The organism is Actinokineospora bangkokensis, assembly GCF_001940455.1.
Lineage (GTDB): Bacteria > Actinomycetota > Actinomycetes > Mycobacteriales > Pseudonocardiaceae > Actinokineospora > Actinokineospora bangkokensis.
This window is the reverse complement of sequence record NZ_MKQR01000008.1, coordinates 33,782-52,649: the sequence shown is the minus strand read 5'-3', so window position 1 is coordinate 52,649 and position 18,868 is coordinate 33,782. Positions and strand designations below refer to the sequence as shown.

At 74.7% G+C, this 18,868-nt stretch carries 15 protein-coding genes; 11 read left to right on the top strand and 4 right to left on the bottom strand.

Annotated features, from left to right (window positions below; all coding sequences use genetic code 11):
- From BJP25_RS08035 to BJP25_RS34535, 8 genes are all read left to right on the top strand, one after another.
- Positions 1-567 carry a histidine phosphatase family protein gene (locus tag BJP25_RS08035; protein ID WP_075974192.1) on the top strand — a complete coding sequence of 189 codons (567 nt, stop codon included), beginning with the start codon at positions 1-3 and terminating at the stop codon, positions 565-567.
- A gap of 249 nt (positions 568-816) precedes the next feature.
- On the top strand, positions 817-2,766 hold the full coding sequence (locus BJP25_RS08030; RefSeq protein WP_233157965.1) for a GAF domain-containing protein: 1,950 nt from the start codon (positions 817-819) through the stop codon (positions 2,764-2,766).
- Positions 2,763-3,416: a response regulator gene (locus tag BJP25_RS08025; RefSeq protein ID WP_075974290.1), complete on the top strand. Its 654-nt coding sequence runs from the start codon at positions 2,763-2,765 to the stop codon at positions 3,414-3,416. The genes BJP25_RS08030 and BJP25_RS08025 overlap by 4 nt, the downstream gene beginning before the upstream one ends.
- Positions 3,417-3,729: 313 nt before the next feature.
- Positions 3,730-4,926 carry a UDP-N-acetylglucosamine 2-epimerase gene (locus BJP25_RS08020; protein ID WP_143218946.1) on the top strand — a complete coding sequence of 399 codons (1,197 nt, stop codon included), beginning with the start codon at positions 3,730-3,732 and terminating at the stop codon, positions 4,924-4,926.
- Complete coding sequence (locus tag BJP25_RS36100; protein ID WP_269844527.1) at positions 4,923-5,048, top strand: hypothetical protein; 126 nt, start codon at positions 4,923-4,925, stop codon at positions 5,046-5,048. The genes BJP25_RS08020 and BJP25_RS36100 overlap by 4 nt, the downstream gene beginning before the upstream one ends.
- 77 nt (positions 5,049-5,125) lie before the next feature.
- Positions 5,126-6,391: an MFS transporter gene (locus BJP25_RS08015; RefSeq protein WP_075974191.1), complete on the top strand. Its 1,266-nt coding sequence runs from the start codon at positions 5,126-5,128 to the stop codon at positions 6,389-6,391.
- A 30-nt stretch (positions 6,392-6,421) separates the two neighbouring features.
- The gene (locus tag BJP25_RS08010) at positions 6,422-7,783 is read left to right on the top strand and encodes a GH1 family beta-glucosidase (RefSeq protein ID WP_075974190.1); all 1,362 of its coding nucleotides are present in this window, start codon (positions 6,422-6,424) and stop codon (positions 7,781-7,783) included.
- 257 nt (positions 7,784-8,040) lie between these two features.
- Positions 8,041-8,202 carry a hypothetical protein gene (locus BJP25_RS34535; protein ID WP_198943390.1) on the top strand — a complete coding sequence of 54 codons (162 nt, stop codon included), beginning with the start codon at positions 8,041-8,043 and terminating at the stop codon, positions 8,200-8,202.
- Between the two features lie 19 nt (positions 8,203-8,221).
- Here BJP25_RS34535 and BJP25_RS08005 read toward each other — a convergent pair whose 3' ends face one another.
- Positions 8,222-9,217, bottom strand: a complete 996-nt coding sequence (locus BJP25_RS08005; RefSeq protein ID WP_233157964.1) for a beta-ketoacyl-ACP synthase 3 — start codon at positions 9,215-9,217, stop codon at positions 8,222-8,224.
- Between the two features lie 263 nt (positions 9,218-9,480).
- On the bottom strand, positions 9,481-12,714 hold the full coding sequence (icmF, locus tag BJP25_RS08000) for a fused isobutyryl-CoA mutase/GTPase IcmF (RefSeq protein WP_075974189.1): 3,234 nt from the start codon (positions 12,712-12,714) through the stop codon (positions 9,481-9,483).
- A gap of 412 nt (positions 12,715-13,126) precedes the next feature.
- On the opposite strand from icmF, the gene BJP25_RS07995 reads away from it, so the two are divergent.
- A complete protein-coding gene (locus tag BJP25_RS07995) occupies positions 13,127-13,594 on the top strand; it encodes a nucleoside deaminase (protein ID WP_075974188.1) in 468 nt (155 codons plus the stop codon).
- Positions 13,595-13,796: 202 nt separating this feature from the next.
- Here BJP25_RS07995 and BJP25_RS32065 read toward each other — a convergent pair whose 3' ends face one another.
- Together BJP25_RS32065 and BJP25_RS07980 are read right to left on the bottom strand one after the other, a co-directional pair.
- Entirely contained in the window at positions 13,797-16,130 is a 2,334-nt protein-coding gene (locus BJP25_RS32065; RefSeq protein WP_084793784.1) for an ABC transporter substrate-binding protein, read from the bottom strand.
- A gap of 94 nt (positions 16,131-16,224) precedes the next feature.
- On the bottom strand, positions 16,225-16,851 hold the full coding sequence (locus BJP25_RS07980; RefSeq protein ID WP_084793783.1) for a hypothetical protein: 627 nt from the start codon (positions 16,849-16,851) through the stop codon (positions 16,225-16,227).
- Positions 16,852-16,986: 135 nt separating this feature from the next.
- On the opposite strand from BJP25_RS07980, the gene BJP25_RS07975 reads away from it, so the two are divergent.
- Positions 16,987-18,312 (top strand): SAM-dependent methyltransferase, encoded by a 1,326-nt coding sequence (locus BJP25_RS07975; protein WP_075974187.1) that lies wholly within the window; start codon positions 16,987-16,989, stop codon positions 18,310-18,312.
- Positions 18,313-18,381: 69 nt separating this feature from the next.
- A complete protein-coding gene (locus tag BJP25_RS07970; protein WP_075974186.1) occupies positions 18,382-18,843 on the top strand; it encodes a peroxiredoxin in 462 nt (153 codons plus the stop codon).
- Positions 18,844-18,868: the final 25 nt, after the last annotated feature.

Here is an 18,868-nt window from a genome sequence, read left to right as displayed (position 1 = left end):
GTGAGCACCCGCCTGACGCTGGTCAGCCACGGCGCCACGGCCGCGACCAGGGCCGCGGCGTTCCCGCGCGACGAACCGCTGCTCGACACCGGGCCCGCCGCCGCGGACCTGGGCCGGGTGGCGGTGGCGCTGCGCGGCCCGGAGACCCGGTGCGCGCAGACCGCGGCCGCGCTGGGCCTGGCGGCGATCACCGACAAGCGGTTGCGCGACCTGGACTTCGGCGGCTGGCGCGGGCGCACCCTCGACGACGTGGCCGCGGCCGAGCCGGACGCGGTGACCCAGTGGCTCACCGAGCCCGCCGCCGCCCCGCACGGCGGGGAGTCGGTGGCCGACCTGGTGGTCAGGGTGGGCGGCTGGCTCGACGAGCGGCCCCCGGACCCGGTGCCGGTGGTGGCGGTGACCCACCCGTCGGTGGTGCGGGCGGCGGTCGTGCACGCCCTCGGCGCCGACCCGTCGGCGTACTGGCGCATCGATGTGGTGCCGCTGGCGCGGGCGGTGCTGCGCGGCGGGCCGGGGCGGTGGTCGCTGCGCTGGCTGGCGCCCGCCGCGCAAACGCCTCCCGGGTAGCCGCGCGCGATTCCGCCGGGAATGCGGAATGCCGAAAAGCGCTCACCAACAATGATTCCGAAAGGGCGGAGTCCAACGCCGGCGCAGAGCGGTGACATCGGGCTCGCGACCTTGCGCGCGGGCTCGATCTCCGGGACGCTCAGGCAACCCATCCCGCACGCCGCGGGGTGTTCGCCGCGCGTTCGGCGCGCGGGGGCGTCGAATCCCGCGCCTGCCGGTGCGGGATTTTCGCCGGAGCGGTGGGAGGCCGTGCTGGAGACGGGTGCCGGGAACGCGGCGGCGCCGGGGCGGACCCGGCCCGCGGGCGCGCAGCCGGGTCCGGAACCGGTTGCGGTGTTCAACGACCCGCCCCCCGCCGATGCGCTCCCCGCAGACCCCCGCACCGCAGACCCCGGTACCGCCGAGCCCCGTACCGCGGACCCCGGCGCGACGACCGACCCCGCCGACCCCGCCCCGCCGGGTCTGCTGCGCGACCCGCTGTTCCGCGGCCTGGTCGACCGGGCCGCGGCGGCCGAGCTGTCCCAGGAGCGGATGCGCCAGCTGCTCGACGCGGTGCTGTCGGTGGCCAGCGACCTGTCCCTGCCCGACGTGCTGCGCCGCATCGTGCGGGTGGGCTGCGACCTGGTGGGCGCCCGCTACGGCGCGCTGGGCGTGCTCGGCCCCGACGGCACCCTGGCCGAGCTGATGCACACCGGGCTCGACCCCGAGCAGGCCGCGGCGATCGAGCGGCTGCCGGTGGGCGAGGGCGTGCTCGGCGCGGTCACCCACCACGACGGCCCGCTGCGGCTCGACGAGGTGGCCGCGCACCCGGCGGCCGGGGGCTTCCCGCCGGGGCACCCGCTGGTGCGCTCGTTCCTCGGGGTGCCGATCCGGCTGCGCGAGCAGGTCTACGGCAACCTCTACCTCGGCGAGAAGACCGGCGGGCGCTCGTTCACCGCCGAGGACGAGGACGTGCTGGTCGCGCTCGCGGCCGCGGCGGGCATGGCGGTGACCAACGCCCGCCACTACGACCTGAGCCAGCGCCGCGAGCGGTGGCTGGTGGCCACCACCGAGGTCACCGCCGAGCTGCGCACCGGGGGCCTGGCCGAGGACGAGGGCCTGGCGCTGCTGGCCCGCCGGGCGCGCGAGGTCTCCGGCGCGGAGCTGGCGCTGGTGGCGACCCCGGACGACCCCGAGCACCTGGTGGTGCGGGTGGCCGACGGGCGCTTCGCCGACGAGATGGCCGGGGCCAGGATCACCACCGTCGACAGCCTCACCGGTGACGCGTTCAGCACCGGGCGCACCCGCTCGGTGCGCGAGGTCGCGGAGGCGACCCGCTCCCGCTCGGCGCGCACCTTCGCCACCCTGCCCGACGGGATCGCGGAGCTGGGCCCGGCGGTGCTGGCCCCGATGACCGGCGGGCGGACACCGGTGGGCGTGCTGGTGGTGCTGCGCGCCCGCGGCGCGGCGCCCTTCGACGAGACCGACGCGCGGATGGTGCACGAGTTCGCCAACCAGGCGGCGATGGCGGTGGGCTTCGCCGAGGCCCAGCGCGCCAAGCAGCGGTTGGCGCTGTTCGAGGAGCGCGACCGCATCGCCCGCGACCTGCACGACCTGGTGATCCAGCGGCTGTTCGCGCTGGGGCTGGGGTTGCAGGCGCTCAAGCGCGACCCGGCCGCCGCCGACGCCCCGGAGCGCGTCGGCGGCTTCATCGCCGAGATCGACCAGACCATCCGCGAGCTGCGGCGCAGCATCTTCTCCCTCCAGCAGCCGGTGAACGGGCCCTACAGCCTGCGCGGCGACGTGCTGCGGGTGATCTCCGACGCCACCGTGACCCTGGGCTACGAGCCCACGGTGCGGCTGGAGGGGCCGCTGGACTCGGTGGTGCCCGCCGACATCGCGCTGGACCTCATCGCGACGCTGCGCGAGGCGCTGTCCAACGTGGTGCGGCACGCGGCGGCGGCGGGCGTGCAGGTGACCGTGGCCGTCGACCGCCGCGCGACGCGGCTGGAGCTGGCGGTGCACGACGACGGCCGCGGCCTGCCCGAGGGCCTGTCGCACCGCAGCGGGCTGGCCAACATGGCGCAGCGGGCGACGCGGTGGGCGGGCCGGTGCGCGATCGAGCGCGGGCCCGCCGGGGGGACGAGGGTGGACTGGTCGGTCCCCCTGGGGTGGACGGCCGCCGCGGCGGCCACGCGCGGCCTGGAGGGGCGCCCATGAGCATTTCCGTGTTCGTGCTCGACGACCACGAGGTGGTGCGGCGCGGCCTGCGCCAGCTGCTGGAGGTGGAGCCGGACATCGACGTCGTGGGCGAGGCGGCGAGCGCGGCGCAGGCGATGGCCAGGATCCCGGCGGTGCGCCCGGACGTGGCGATCCTGGACGTGCGGCTGCCCGACGGCGAGGGCGTGACGGTGTGCCGGGAGGTCCGCTCGCTGGTCGACCCGCCGCCCGCGTGCCTGATGCTCACCTCGTTCTCCGACGACGAGGCGCTCTTCGGCGCGATCATGGCGGGCGCGGCGGGCTACATGCTCAAGCAGGTCACCGGCAACGACCTGGTCTCCGCGGTGCGCACGCTGGCGGGCGGCGGCTCGCTGCTGGACGCGGGCGTCACCGCCACCGTGCTCGACCGGTTGCGCGGCCGCGAGGCCGAGGACCCGCGCTACACCTCGCTGAGCCCGCAGGAGCGCAAGATCCTCGACCTGATCGCCGAGGGGATGACCAACCGGCAGATCGCCGCGTCGCTGTACCTGGCGGAGAAGACGGTGAAGAACTACGTCTCCACGCTGCTGCACAAGCTGGGCTTCGACCGCCGCACCGAGGCCGCCGTGTACGCCACCCGGTTGCAGAACTCGCGCCGCTCCTCGGGCTGACGAACCCGTTCCACGCACCCGGTGGCAGTGCCACCGAGCGGGTGAATTCGGCGTTCCGCGCGGCACTCGGGAGCGCGCGCGGAAATGCTCGGAATCATCCGCGCCTGCGCTGTTTCCCCTCACCGCCCGCGCGTTCTCCGCACTCCACCACCAGGGTTCGGCGGTGGGTGGCGACCGGTGGTGCCGATTCGGTGAGAGCCACCCGATCAGGTGGGTGTTTCGCCAGGAAACCACGTCCTACCGCCGGTAACGTCGACCGCGTCCCGCGCTATACGGCTGTCAGGGGAATGCGGGCGGTGAAGGGGTGGTGCGGGTGGCGAACACCTTGGTCCCCCTGCCCGCGCCGTGCCCTCCCGGGCGGGTGCCCAGGGTGTGCGTCGTGGTGGGCGACGCGGTCTCCGCGGTGAAGCTGGCCCCGGTGGTGGTGGCCATGCGCGAGCGCGACCGGGTGCGCCCGCTGGTGCTGGCCTGCGGCACCGGGGCGGCCGGGGCGGTGGCCGCGCTGGCCGAGTTCGGGCTCACCCCCGACCACACCACCGCCCCCGCGCCCGCCGAGGGCGACGGGTCCTGCGCCGCGGCGCTGCTGGCCGACCTCGACGAGGTCTTCGCGGGCCGCGAGCCCGACGCGGTGCTGGTGCAGGGCGACTCCGCCACGGCGTTCAGCGCCGCGATGGCCGCCTTCTACCAGCAGGTGCCGGTGGTGCACCTGGACGCGGGCGTGCGCTCGTTCGACCTGACCGCCCCGTTCCCGCAGGAGGGCCACCGACGGCTCATCGCCCAGGTGTCCTCCCTGCACCTGGCCGCCACCCCGGACGCGGTGGCCAACCTGGCCGAGGAGGCGCACACCGGCCCGAAGGTGCTCACCGTGGGCAGCACCGCCGTCGACGCCGCCCTGGCCGCGCTCGACCGGCACACCGGGCACGCCGACCCGGGGGTGCGCGAGCTGGCCGCGGCCGTCGCCGCCGGGCGGGCCAGGGTGGTGCCGGTGGTGCTCGACCCGGACCGGTGGTCCCGGGAGGCGGCCTCGGCCGTGCTGCGCGGCGTCGGGGACCTCGTGCTGGCCACCCCCGACCTGGAGGTGGTGCTGCCCGCCGCCGGGGAGCTGCGGGAGCGCGCCGAGGACCTGCTCGGGCGGCTGGTGCGGGTCACCATCACCGACCCGCTGCCGCAGCCCGCGCTGCTGGCCCTGCTCTCGGCCGCCGCGGCCGCGGTGACCGACTCGGCCGCGCTGGCCGAGCAGGCGCCCACCTTCGGCGTCCCGGTGCTGGTGGTCGGCGGCGAGCGCGGCGGCTGGGCCGAGCCCGACCGCGCGGGCCACCCGTGGACGGCGGGCCCGGACCGCGCGGTGGTGGCGCGCATCGCGGAGAAGCTGGTGCTCAGCCGGGTGCGCAGGCGGCCGCCGTCGAACCCGTTCGGCGACGGCCGGGCCGCCGCGCGCTGCGAGCAGGCGGTGCAGTGGCTGCTCGGGCTGCGCCCCCGGCCTGGCGAGTTCGCGCCACCCGCCCGGTGAGCGCTGCCCGCCGCGCCCCCGCCACCACCACCGACGCCACCACCACCGACGCCGTCACCGCCGCCGACCAGCACCGCCGCCTCCCCCACCCCACGCCGCGCACCCCGGCGGCCCGCCCTTGACGGGATTCCCGATGTCGACCCATCCTGATTCGACCTCCCCAGCCGAGCTGCTGGTCGTCCCCACCGCCGGAGGCCGCATGACCCTGAACGCGCAGCCGGGCCCCGCGGCCCCGCCGGCGCCGCGCGCCGCCCCGCCGCGGCGCTGGACCGCCGCGCTGGCGCTGGCCGCGCTCGCGGTCAACGTCGGGTTCTTCGGCCCGTTGCAGATCCTGCTGGCCAGGCAGGCGGAGTTCATCGCCGCCGGCGGGTCCAAGGAGTCGGTGCTCGGCGCGGTCGCCGCGGTGGGCGCGCTGTGCTCGATGCTGGCCAACCCGCTGTGGGGCGCGCTGTCGGACCGCACCGCGGGCCGCTGGGGCAAGCGGCTGCCGTGGGTGCTCGGCGGCGCGCTGGCCGGGGCGGCGGGCCTGCTGCTGCTGGCCACCGCCGAGTCGGTGGCGGTGATGGTGCTGGGCTGGTCGGTGGTGCAGATCGCGCTCAACGCCGAGTTCGCCGCGCTGGCCGCGGCCATCCCCGACCAGGTGCCCGAGGAGCGGCGGGGCGCGGTGGGCGGCTGGTTCGGCCTGGCCCAGACCGCGGGCGTGCTCACCGGCACCGGGCTGGCGGTGGGCGGCGGGGCGGCCGCGGGCGGCTCGGTGGTCGGCGGGTACGCCGCGTGCGCGGTGTTCGTGGTGCTGGCCAGCGTGCCGTTCGTGCTGCTGCGCCGCGACACCCACCTGGCCGCGGCCGACCGGCCCGCCTGGAACGCCCGGTCCTTCGCCGCCGGGTTCTGGCCGCGCGGGTTCGGCGCCGACTTCGGCTGGGCGTGGGCCACCCGGTTCCTGATGAACCTGGGCAACGCGCTGTCCCTGCTCTACCTGCTGTACTACCTCAAGGACGAGGTCGGGGTGGCCGACCCCGAGGGCGGGGTGCTGGTGCTCACCGCGACCTACGCGGTGGCGCTGCTGTCGACGGTGGTGCTCGGCGGCGTGTGGTCCGACCGCACCGGCCGCAGGCGGGTGTTCGTCACCGGGTCGGGGCTGGTGATGGCCGCCGCGGCGGCGCTGATGGTGGCCTGGCCGACCTGGCCCGGCGCGGTGATCGCCGCCGCCGTGCTCGGCCTGGGCTTCGGCACCTACACCTCGGTGGACTTCGCCCTGGTCACCCAGGTGCTGCCCGCCGCGGCCGACCGGGGCAAGGACCTCGGGGTGATCAACGTGGCGAACACGCTGCCGCAGGTGCTCTCCCCGGTGCTGGCCGCGCCGATCGTGCGCCACCTGGGCGGCTACGCGGTGCTGTACCTGGTGTCGGCGGGGATCGGCTTGCTCGGCGCAGCCCTGGTCTACAAGATCAAGGGCGTTCGCTAGTCCCCGAGCCCGCCGCCCAGGAGCGCCCCCATGGCCGAGCCGTTCCCCACCTTCCCCGACGGCTTCCTGTGGGGGGTGGCCTCGGCCGCCTACCAGGTGGAGGGCGCGGTCGACGAGGACGGGCGCGGGCGGTCGGTGTGGGACACCTTCTGCGCCGAGCCGGGCCGGGTGCTCGACGGCGCGACCGGCGCGGTGGCCGCCGACCACTACCACCGCTACCGCGAGGACGTCGCCCTGCTGCGCGACCTGGGCGTGGGCGCCTACCGGTTCTCGATCGCCTGGCCCAGGGTGGTGCCCGCGGGCTCGGGGGCGGTGAACCCGGCGGGGCTGGACTTCTACGACCGGCTGGTGGACGAGCTGTGCGCGGCCGGGATCGCCCCGGCGGCCACGCTGTTCCACTGGGACACCCCGCAGGCCCTGGAGGACGCGGGCGGGTGGCTGTCCCGCGGCACCGCGCAGCGGTTCGGTGAGTACGCCGCCGTCGTGGGTGAGCGCCTGGGCGACCGGGTGCGGATGTGGATGCCGCTCAACGAACCCGTGGTCGTGACGATGTTCGGCTACGCGCTGGGCCACCACGCCCCGGGCCGGGCGCTGGGGTTCCAGGCGCTGCCCGCCGCCCACCACCAGCTGCTCGGGCACGGGCTGGCGGTGCAGGCGCTGCGCGCGGCGGGCTGCACCGGCATCGGCATCGCGAGCAACCACGGCCCGGTGTGGCCCGCGTCGGGCTCCGAGGACGACGAGTCGGCGGCGGAGACCTACAGCGCGCTGGTCAACTGGTTGTTCGCGGACCCGGTGCTGCGCGGGGAGTACCCGGCGCCGGAGCTGACGGCGCTGATCCCCGGGCCGGTGGCCGCGGACCTGGCGACGATCGCGCAGCCGCTGGACTGGTTCGGCGTCAACTACTACCGGCCCACCCGCGTCGGCGCGGCGGGGGGCGGCGGTGAGCGGGACGTCGAGGGGGCGATGCTGCCGCCGGGCCTGCCGTTCGAGCCGCGCAGGATCACCGAGTACCCACTGACCGACTTCGGCTGGCCCATTGTCCCGGAGGGCTTGGCCGAGACCGTGCGGATGTTCCGCGAGCGCTACGGCGACGCCCTGCCCCCGCTCTACATCACCGAGAGCGGTTGCTCGTTCCACGACCCGGACCCGGTGGACGGCCGGGTGCCCGACCAGGCCCGCATCGACTACCACGACGCCCACCTGCGCGCCCTGCACCGCGCCATCACCGAGGGCGCCGACGTGCGCGGCTACTTCGCCTGGGCCGCCACGGACAACTTCGAGTGGGCGGCGGGCTACCGCGAGCGGTTCGGCCTGGTCCACGTCGACTACGAGACGCAGCGGCGGACGCCGAAGGACTCCTACCACTGGTACCGCTCGATCATCCAGCGCTGATCGGCGCTACGGCGCCCACGGCGGCGACGCGGGCTCGTTCATCGCCCCGGAGCTGGGCCGGGTCGACACCGCGCACGTCGTGGGCGCCCACCTCACAGCGCGGACGACCAGGAGAACTTGGCGCTGTTGCGGGACTGGGGCAGCAGGGGCACCCCGGGCTACGCGGCCGCGCACGGCACCCACCCGCACACGCTCGCCCCCGCCGTGTCCGACTCGCCCGCGGGCAGCACCTGGCCGACTCGGGTGTGCCGACCGGGGTGGCGGTCTTCCCCGGCGGCAGCACCATCCGGGGCATCGCGGAGAAGCAGAACACCGTCGTGCACTGGTCCGAGTTCACCCGCGGCGGCCACTTCGCCCCGATGGAGGCCCCCGACCTGCTCGTGGCGGACCTGCGCGCCTTCTTCCGGGCGCTGCGCTGAGCGGTCGGGGCAGGGCCGGTCAGGGCACGGGCAGCGACCGGGGCAGGCGCACGACCTGGGCGGCGTAGGCGAGCCCGGCGCCGAAGCCGATCAGCAGGGCCAGGCCGCCGGGTTTGACGTCGCCCTCGGCCAGCAGCCGGTCCAGGGCGAGCGGGATCGAGGCGGCGGAGGTGTTGCCCGCGTCGACGACGTCGCGGGCGACGACCGCGTCCGGCGCGTCGAGCTTGCGCGCCAGGGCCTCGACGATGCGCAGGTTGGCCTGGTGCGGCACGATCGCGTCCAACTGGCGGGGCACCACGCCCGCCTGCTCGCAGGCGCGCAGGGCCACCGGGTGCACCGCGTTGGTGGCCCAGCGGAACACCGCCTGGCCCTGCATGCGCATCACCCCGACGCCGACGGGGATGTCGATGAGCTCGGCCTGGGAGCCGTCGCTGCCCCACACCACCGGGCCGATGTCGGGCTCGTCGGCGGCGACCACCACCGCCGCGCCCGCCCCGTCGCCGAAGATGATGGAGGTGCCCAGGTCGGCGGGGTCCACCCAGGACGTCATCTTCTCCGCGCCGACCACCAGCACGCAGCGCGCCGACCCCGCCCGCACCGCGTCGGCGGCCACCGCCAGCGCGTAGCAGAACCCGGCGCACGCGGCGTTGAGGTCGTAGCCCGCGGCCCCCACCGCCCCGACCCCGTCCGCCACCAGCGCCGCCAGCCCGGTGCGCGGCGACTCGGCCGAGCAGGAGGCGACCACGACCAGGTCCACCGCCGAGCCGTCCACATCGGACCGCTCCAGCGCCCGCGCGCCCGCGGCGACCGCCATCGCCTCCCGGGTCTCGCCCGCGGCGTGGCGACGGGCCACGATCCCGGTGCGCTCGCGCACCCACTCGGCCGTGCGCCCGAACCGCCGCGCGATCTCGGCGCTGCCCACCACCGCCCCCGGGCGGTGCGCCCCGAAGCCCGCGATGCGGGCGCCCGGGGCACCGGAGGACTGGCGGATGCGGCGCGAACTGGGGAGAGGCACGCGGCCACTCTGCGCAATTACCGCCGAGTACCCCTCGCGATGCGACGCACGACACACCGAAAGGATTACCGCAGGTCAGCCGGCACGCGAACTGCTTTCCCCATCAGTAACCGCCCCCGAAGTGCCGGTTCCGAAAGATAACTGCGTATTACTAGCAGTCACACCACCGATGATCGGCACAGCGCGCCCCGACCCGCTCGCACCCGCCCGCACAGCCGACAGCCCGGGTCCCGCCGCGGCGAGGCCCGGGCTGTCGGCTCCGGTCAGACGTTGCGCCGGTACTGCCCGCCCACCTCGAAGAAGGCGGTGGTGATCTGGCCCAGGGTGCAGACCCGGGCGGCGTCCATCAGCACCTCGAACACGTTGCCGTCGGTGGCGGCGACCGCGCGCAGCCGGGCGAGCGCGGCCTCGGCCTCCTCGCGGTGGTCGCGCTGGAAGGCGCGGACCCGGTCCACCTGGGACCGCTTCTCGTCCTCGGTGGCGCGGGCCAGTTCGATCTCGACGACCTCGTCCTCCTCGCCGCGCGGCGGCAGGAAGGTGTTGACGCCGATGAGCGGGAGGCTGCCGTCGTGCTTGCGGTGCTCGTAGAGCATCGACTCGTCCTGGATGCGGCCGCGCTGGTAGCCGGTCTCCATCGCGCCGAGGACGCCGCCGCGGTCGGAGATGCGGTCGAACTCCACCAGCACCGCCTCCTCCACCAGGTCGGTCAGCTCGTCGATGACGAACGAGCCCTGCAGCGGGTTGTCGTTCATCGACAGGCCCCACTCCCGGTTGATGATGAGCTGGATGGCCATGGCGCGGCGCACCGAGGACTCGGTCGGGGTGGTGATGGCCTCGTCGAAGGCGTTGGTGTGCAGGGAGTTGGCGTTGTCGTAGAGCGCGCACAGCGCCTGCAGGGTGGTGCGGATGTCGTTGAAGTTCATCTCCTGGGCGTGCAGCGACCGGCCGGAGGTCTGCACGTGGTACTTGAGCTTCTGCGACCGCTCCCCCGCGCCGTAGCGCTCGCGCATGGCCACCGCCCAGATCCGCCGGGCCACCCGGCCGATCACCGAGTACTCCGCGTCCATGCCGTTGGAGAAGAAGAACGACAGGTTGGGCGCGAAGTCGTCGATGTGCATCCCGCGGGCCAGGTAGGACTCCACGTAGGTGAACCCGTTGGCCAGGGTGAAGGCGAGCTGGCTGATGGGGTTCGCCCCGGCCTCGGCGATGTGGTAGCCCGAGATCGACACCGAGTAGAAGTTGCGGACCCTGTTGCGGATGAACCACTCCTGGATGTCGGCCATCATCCGCAGGCTGAACTCGGTGGAGAAGATGCAGGTGTTCTGGCCCTGGTCCTCCTTGAGGATGTCGGCCTGCACCGTGCCGCGCACGTTGGCCAGCGCCCACGCGGTCAGCTCGGCGCGCTCGTCGGCCGAGGGCTCGCGGCCGTGCTCGGCGGTGAACGCCGCGACCCGCTGGTCGACGGCGGTGTTGAGGAAGTAGGCCAGGATCGTCGGCGCCGGGCCGTTGATCGTCATCGACACCGAGGTGGTGGGCGAGGTCAGGTCGAAGCCGTCGTAGAGCGCCTTCATGTCGTCCAGGGTGGCGATGGAGACCCCGGAGGTGCCGATCTTGCCGTAGACGTCCGGCGGGGTGTCGGGGTCGCGGCCGTAGAGGGTCACCGAGTCGAACGCGGTGGACAGCCGGGTGGCCGGGTTGCCCTCGGACAGCAGCTTGAACCGGCGGTTGGTGCGGAACGCGTCGCCCTCGCCCGCGAACATCCGCGCCGGGTCCTCGCCGTCGCGCTTGAACGGGAACACCCCGGCGGTGAAGGGGAAGTACCCGGGCAGGTTCTCCTTGCGCAGGAACCGCAGCAGCGAGGCGTCGTCGTCGAAGCGCGGCAGCGCCACCCGCGGCACCCGGTTGCCCGACAGCGTCTCCCGCCACAGCGCGGTGCGCAGCTGCTTGTCCCGGATCGTCACCACGAACTCGTCGGCCCGGTACCGCTCGGCCAGCTCGGGCCAGGCGGCGAGCTGCGCGGCGGTGTCGCGGTCGAGGCGGTCGGCGGCCTCCTCGGTGAGCTTGGCGATGTCGTCGGTGCCCGCGCCCGCCCGCTCCAGGGCCTGCCGGGCGCGCGTCAGCGCCGAGTGCTCCGCGACGGCCTCCACCTGCTGCTCGGTGCGCCGGTGGTAGCCGCGGACGGCCTCGGCGATGTCGGACAGGTAGCGGGCGCGCTGGGGCGGCACGACCGTGGCGGCGGTGGTGGAGGTGCGCCCGGTGACGACCGGGAGGGTGCCGTCCGCGAACGGCACGCCCTTGGCCCCGAGCAGGCCGCGCAGCTCCTGGTAGAGGGCGGTGACGCCGTCGTCGTTGAAGGTGGCCGCGGAGGTGCCGAAGACGGGCATGTCCTCCCAGGACCGGCCGAACGCCTCGCGGTTGCGCACGAGCTGGCGGGCGACGTCGCGGCGGGCGTCCTCGGCGCCGCGGCGCTCGAACTTGTTGATCGCCACCACGTCCGCGAAGTCCAGCATGTCGATCTTCTCCAGCTGCGACGCCGCCCCGAACTCCGGGGTCATCACGTACAGCGAGGTGTCGACGAAGGGCACGATGGCCGCGTCGCCCTGGCCGATGCCGGGGGTCTCCACCACCACCAGGTCGTTGCCCGCGGCCTGGCAGGCGGCGATGACCTGGGCGAGCCCGTCGGGCACCTCGGCGCCCGCGGTGCGGGTGGCCAGCGAGCGGAAGAACACCCGGTCGCCGTCGAGGGAGTTCATCCGGATCCGGTCGCCGAGCAGCGCGCCGCCGCCCTTGCGCCGGGTGGGGTCGACGGCGATGACCGCCACCCGCAGCTTGTCCTGCTGGTCGAGCCGCAGCCTGCGCACCAGCTCGTCGGTGAGCGAGGACTTGCCGGACCCGCCGGTGCCGGTGATGCCGAGCACCGGGGCGGTGCGCGGGGCGGCCTCGATGGCCTGGGCCAGCGCCGGGTCCAGGGTGCCCGCCTCGATGGCGGTGATGGTGCGCGCCAGCGCGGCGTGGTCGCCCGCGAGCAGGGCCGCCGGGTCGGGCGCGGGCAGGGTGGCCGGGTCGGTGTCCGCCTCCGCGACCATCAGGTTGATCATCCGGGCCAGGCCGAGCCGCTGGCCGTCGGCCGGGGAGAAGATGCGCGCGACCCCGCGCGAGTGCAGCAGGGCGATCTCGTCGGGGACGATCACCCCGCCCCCGCCGCCGTAGACCTTGATGTGCCCCGCCCCCTGCTCGGCCAGCAGCTCGACCAGGTAGCTGAAGTACTCGACGTGGCCGCCCTGGTAGGCGCTGATGGCCACGCCCTGCACGTCCTCCTGCACGGCGGCGGTGACGACCTCGCGCACCGAGCGGTTGTGCCCGAGGTGCACGACCTCGGCGCCCTGCGACTGCAGGATCCGGCGCATGATGTTGATGGCCGCGTCGTGCCCGTCGAACAGGCTCGCCGCGGTGATGAAGCGCACCGGGTGGGCCGGACGGTGCAGCTCAGCGGACATGGGGACCTCCGGGGGACGAGCGGGGCCGACGGCGCCGTCGGCGGTGTGAATAGTTTGACGTCCTACTATCGGATGGGCAAGCACAGGGGGTGCGACAGGCGTCGTTACCCGTCGGTAGCCCCGGTACGACCCGACCGTAGCGACGCGCGCCGGGCCCGGGAACCGCCCGCGCGACCGCGTTCGCCCACGTCGACGGCGCCCGCGGCGCCCGTGCCTGGTCAGAGCCCAATAAACCCTCGGAATATCGGATCTCCGAGTGATGTACGCCATGCGGACGCGCGCCCGGCTGCCCGGTGGCGCCCGGCCCCCCGGCAGGGGTCGTCAGCGCTACCATGCCCTCTCGTCCAGGGGCGCCGACGAGGCCGCCGAGCACCGCGGCGCCCGCCGCCGACACCGCCTCCGGGAGCAGCAGATGAGCGCACACGACTGGCTCTGCGAGGCGGTCGGGCTGGCCGAGCGCAACGTGGCGGCGGGCGGCGGCCCGTTCGGGGCGCTGGTGGTCCGCGGCGGCGAGGTCGTGGCCACCGGGGTCAACCGGGTCACCCCCGACCTCGACCCCACCGCGCACGCCGAGGTGGTGGCCATCCGCGCGGCCTGCCGGGCGCTGGGCGACTTCAAGCTCACCGGCTGCGTGCTGGTGAGCAGCTGCGAGCCGTGCCCGCTGTGCCTGTCCGCGGCGCTGTGGGCCAGGGTGGACTCGGTGCTCTACGCCGCCGACCGGCACGACGCCGAGGCGGCGGGCTTCGACGACCGGGTGTTCTACGACGTGTTCGGCCTGCCCCGCGAGCGCTGGCCGCTGGCGGTCGCCCACCAGCGCACCGGCACCGAGGCGGGCCCGTTCAGCGCGTGGCAGGGCAAGACCGACCGCACCGACTACTGAATCTGATCCAACCCGCCACCCGCCCCCGCGTCCCCGCCCGGCAGCGTCCCCGACCGACCACCACGGCCGCCTGCACCCCGCGAGGTAGACCGGCACCGTCCCCGACCTGGCACCACGGCCGCCTGCACCCCGCGAGGCAGCCCGGCACAACGACAACCGGGCTGGCGCAGCCCCTGTGGTGGAACTGCGCTGGGCGGGGGTGCTACCGGGTGGCGACGCCGGTGTGCTCGGTGACCCAGCGGCCCCCGCTGACCCGGTAGACCGACAGCACCGGGTCCTCGATGTCGCCGAACTCGTCGAAGGAGATGCGGCCGGTGATGCCGTCCGCGGAGTGCCTGCCGATGGCCTGCACGACGTCCGCGCGCTTGGCGGTCGACCAGTCGCCGCCGCGCAGCGCCGCGGCGGTGCTCTCGATGATCACGTTGGTGGCGTCGTAGGCGAAGGGGCCGTACACGGTGTACGCCTCGCGGTAGTCCGCGTCCGCATACGCCTCAACGAACTCCCGCGCCCCGGACAGCTCCTCCGCGGGCGCCCCGACCGAGGTGGCCAGGTCGCCGTCGCGGCCGCCCAGCTCGACGTACTGGGTGTCGAAGTCGCCGTCGCCGCCGACGAGCGGGACGCCGAGCCCGGCCAGCTGCTTCGACAGCGGGCCGCCCTGCGGGTACTGGCCGCCGAAGTACACCGCCTGCGGCCGGGCGGCGCCCACGACCCGCACCACCTCGGTGAAGTCGGTGTCCCGGTCGGACACCCGCTGCTCCGCCACGACGGTGATGCCCAGCGCCTTGGCGCGGGCGGTGAAGGTGGTCGCGAGCCCGACGCCGTAGGTGAGCCCGTCGTCGACGACCGCGACGCTGCGGATGCCGCGCGAGGCGAGGTGCTCGGCGGCGAAGGGACCCTGCAGCGAGTCGACGCCGACCACGCGGAAGTAGTTGGGGAACCGCCTGCTGAGCCCCGAGGCGTCGTGGGTCACCGCGTCGGCGGTGTTGGCGGGCGACACCTGCGCGATGCCCTTGGCGGCCAGCACGGGCGCGGTGGCCATCGCCACCGACGAGTTCAGCGTGCCGACGACGCCGACCACGGCGGTGTCCCCGGCCAGCGCGGTGGCGGCTCGGGCCCCGACCTCCGGGGTCGCCTGGTCGTCCTGGGCCTTGAGCGCCAGCCGGTACCCCGGCACCGCGCAGCGCTGGTTGGCCTGCTCGACCGCCAGCCCGGCCGAGTTCTTGATGCCCAGCCCCAGCGCGGACAGATCACCCGACAGCGGCGCGATGAGCCCGACCGAGAGGGTGCCGCGGCTGGTGTCGCACGTCCCCGCCGCCTGCACCGCGGGCGCCTCGGCCGAGCTCGACGGCGACCCGCCGCCCGCCAGCCCGGTGGGCGCCTGCCCGTCGAACAGCTTGGGCACGAACACGAAGCCCGCCACCACGAGCACCACCGCCGCCGCGGCGACCGGGATGACCCACTTCGGCAAGCCCGTGCGCGGCGGCACCGCGGTGGGCTGCGGGCCGGTGGGGTAGGTCGGCGGCGAGAACGTCCTGGGGGCGTGCGCCAGCGCCGTCTCCGCCTCGTGCACCGCGGTGGGCTGGTCGAGGTGGACGGTGCCCACCTCCTGCGGACCGGTGCCGGTCCGCGCAGGGCCGGTCTGTCCAGCACCGGTCTGCCCAGGGCCGGTGCCGGTGTGCGCGCGGGCCTGCTCCGGCCCAGACAGCAGGGGCGCGGTCCACCCGCCCGACAGCTGGGCGAGCGCGTCCCGGGCCTCCTGGGCGAACGCCCCGGCCGAGGCCGGGCGCTGGGCGGGGTCCTTGGCCATGCCCCGGGCGATCACCGGGCCGAGCGGGCCGGGCAGCACCGGCGCCGGGACGTAGCAGTGGGCGTGCATCATGGCCAGCGCCCCGTCACCGGGGAAGGGCTTGCGCCCGGTCAGGCACTCGAACAGCACGCAGGCCAGCGCGTAGACGTCGACCCCGTGGTCGACCTCGCCGGTGGTGAACCGCTCGGGAGCCATGTAGTCCAGCGTGCCGATCGCGGAGCCGGTGCTGGTGAGCATGGAGCGGTCGGTGGGGTCGAGGCTGCGGGCGATGCCGAAGTCACCGAGGTAGGCGCGCTCGGGCGGGCCGGGCTCGACCAGGACGTTGGCGGGCTTGACGTCGCGGTGCAGCAGGCCCTGCGCCTTGGCCGCGTCCAGCGCCGCCGCCACCTGCGAGACCACCGCGACCGCGCGGGCGGGCGCCAGCGGGCCGCCGGTGCGCAGCAGCTCGGCCAGGTCGGGGCCCGGGATGAGCCGCATGTCGAGGAACATCCGGCCGTCGACCTCGCCGAAGCGGTGGATGGCCACGACCTCGGGCGCCGACAGCTTGGCCGCGGCGCGCGCCTCGCGGCGGAACCGCTCGCGGAAGTCCGCGTCGCCGGACAGCGCGGCGGGCAGCACCTTGAGCGCGACGTGGCGCTCCAGCTCGGTGTCGAACGCGCGGTAGACGATGCCCATCCCGCCGCGCCCGAGTTCCGCGTCGAGCCGGTAGGTGCCGAATGTCGCTGCCATGCCGCCCTGGTTCCGCCGTGGACTTCCGTCAGCGGGTCAATCGGCGGTGGTCCTGGTTTCGTATCAGCGCGCCACCGGAAGGTTCACGCCCGCGCTACCGCACGAGCAGGAACACGACGCCCCCGAAGACCGGGCCCACCAGCGCCCCGACCACAACCTGCGCGGCGGTGTGGTCGCCCAGCACCACCCGCGACCACGCGACAGCCACCAGCAGCACGAGCAGCAGCAGCGCCCACGGGCCGTAGAGCAGGGTCGTCATCGCCACCGCTCCCCCGGCGACCGCGGTGTGCAGGGAGACCTTCCAGCGGCGGGTGATGAGGATGCACACCACCAGGGTCACCACCATCGCCAGCGACAGGGCGAGCACGTCGCGCGGGGCGCCGCCGACCACGAGGATGCCCACCCCCACCAGGGTCGAGGCGAGCCCGAACAGCAGCGGGACGGCGCGGTGCTCCCGGTCGCGGACGTGGTGGGTGTCCCAGCGGCCGCGCCGCGCACCCCGGACGATGAACACCATCGGGATCGCGCTGGAGAACAGCGCCACCTCCAACCCCCAGAGCAGGGTCAGCCCGGGGTGGTGCCCGGTGGCCGCCCAAGCCACGGCCAGCGGCAGCAGCAGGACGACGACGGCCGGGGCGAAGACCTCGCTGATCGCGCGCGCCACCCGCAGCTTGGCCGGTGCGGTGCTGGCCGGTGCGGTGCTGGTCGCAGTGGTGCTCACCGCCTGATGATGGCAGCACCCCCGGTCCGCTCGGAACCGCCCAATCCGGTGCGGGCGGGGCGCCGAATCCCCTTCGGCCCGACCCGCGGTGCGCGGGGCGGGCCGGAGCACCAGCACCGATGGAGGGAGCCCGAGGTGGCCCGATCGACACCAGTCGCAACCACGTTGGCCCAGGTCGCCGAGCGGGTGCTGGGCGCGCCCCTGCCCATCCGGCTGCGCGCCTGGGACGGCAGCGAGGCCGGGCCCGCCGGGGGGCCGGTGGGTGTCGTGCGCAGCCGCCGCGGCCTGCGCAGGCTGCTGTGGGACCCGAACGAGCTGGGCCTGGCCCGCGCCTACGTCACCGGTGACCTCGACGTCGAGGGCGACCTGTACGCCGCGCTGGCGCTGTTCTGGGCGTTGCAGCGGGAGGCCAAGCTGAGCGCGCCGCGCCTGTCGCTCAAGGAGAAGGTGCGGATGTTCGGCACCGCGGCCCGGTTGGGCGTGCTCGGGCGCAGGCCCGCCATCCCCGCCGCGGAGGCGGTGCTCAGCGGCGAGGAGCACAGCAAGGCCCGCGACCGCGACGCCATCGCCCACCACTACGACCTGTCGAACGAGTTCTACCGCCGCGTGCTCGACCCGCAGATGGCGTACTCGTGCGCGTACTGGACCTCCCGCGAGCCCGGCTACACCGTCGAGGACGCCCAGCGCGACAAGCTCGACCTGGTGTGCACCAAGCTGGGCCTGCGCCCCGGCATGCGGATGCTCGACGTGGGCTGCGGCTGGGGGTCGCTGTCGGTGCACGCGGCGAAGTACTACGGGGTGGAGGTCCTGGGCATCACCCTGTCCAAGGAGCAGCGGCAGTTCATCCTCGACCGGCTCGACCGCGAGGGCCTGGCCGACCGCGTGGAGGTGCGGTTGCAGGACTACCGCGACCTCGACGAGGAGGTCGACGGGCAGTTCGACGCCATCGGCACCCTGGAGATGGGTGAGCACGTCGGCGCGGGCAACTACCCCGTCTACGCCGCCACCCTGCACCGCATGCTCAAGCCCGAGGGCCGCCTGCTGCTCCAGCAGATGTCCCGGGGCGCCACCGCGCAGGGCGGCGGGGCCTTCATCGAGACCTACATCGCCCCGGACATGAACATGCGCCCGGTGGGCCAGACCATCGACTTCCTGGAGGACGCGGGCCTGGAGGTCCGCGACGTGGAGTCCATCCGCGAGCACTACCTGTGGACGGTGCAGGCGTGGGCCGAGGAGCTGGAGTCGAAGTGGGACGAGCTCGTCGGCATCGTCGGTGAGGAGCAGGCCCGCATCTGGCGCCTCTACCTCGTCGGCGGCGGCCTGGCCTTCGCCGAGAACCGGATGGGCGTCAACCAGGTCCTCGCCGTGCGCCCCACCCCCGCGGGTTCCTCCGGTCTGCCCCGCACCCGCGCGGAACTGCTCGCCCACAAGCCGGTGTCGGAAGAGCCCGCCACCCCCTGACCCCCCGGGGTCGACGCCCTGGTAAGCCAGTGCGGGTCACACCCGCCCCCAACACCCCTGGAGACACCCGTGAACGTCGGGGACAAGGTCGCAGACTTCACCCTCAAGGACGAGACCGGCGCCGACCGGTCCCTGAGCGGCTTCCTGGCCACCGGCCCGGTCGTGCTGTTCTTCTACCCCGCCGCGATGACCGGCGGCTGCACCGCGGAGAGCTGCCACTTCCGCGACCTCGCCACCGAGTTCGCCGAGGTCGGCGCCCACCGCGTCGGCATCAGCCCCGACTCGGTGGACAAGCAGGCGCAGTTCTCGTCGATCAACTCCTTCGACTACCCCCTGCTGTCCGACCCAGACGGCACCGTGGCCACCCAGTTCGGCGTGCGCCGCAAGTTCGGCCCCCTGCTGACCAAGCGCAAGACCTTCGTCATCGACACCGACTTCACGGTGCTGGAGACGGTCAAGAGCGAGCTGCGCATGGCCGTGCACGCCGACAAGGCGCTGGAGGCCCTGCGCGCTCGGCGCAGCGCCGCCTGATCCGCCGATCCCCTGCCGCGTGGTG

What these genes read in the sequence shown, in the direction of transcription:
- BJP25_RS08015 (WP_075974191.1), top strand. Translation starts at nt 5,126, where the DNA reads ATGACCCTGAACGCGCAGCCGGGCCCCGCGGCCCCGCCGGCGCCGCGC.
- BJP25_RS08010 (WP_075974190.1), top strand. Translation starts at nt 6,422, where the DNA reads ATGGCCGAGCCGTTCCCCACCTTCCCCGACGGCTTCCTGTGGGGGGTG.
- BJP25_RS08025 (WP_075974290.1), top strand. Translation starts at nt 2,763, where the DNA reads ATGAGCATTTCCGTGTTCGTGCTCGACGACCACGAGGTGGTGCGGCGC.
- icmF (WP_075974189.1), bottom strand. Translation starts at nt 12,714, where the DNA reads ATGTCCGCTGAGCTGCACCGTCCGGCCCACCCGGTGCGCTTCATCACC.
- BJP25_RS07995 (WP_075974188.1), top strand. Translation starts at nt 13,127, where the DNA reads ATGAGCGCACACGACTGGCTCTGCGAGGCGGTCGGGCTGGCCGAGCGC.
- BJP25_RS32065 (WP_084793784.1), bottom strand. Translation starts at nt 16,130, where the DNA reads ATGGCAGCGACATTCGGCACCTACCGGCTCGACGCGGAACTCGGGCGC.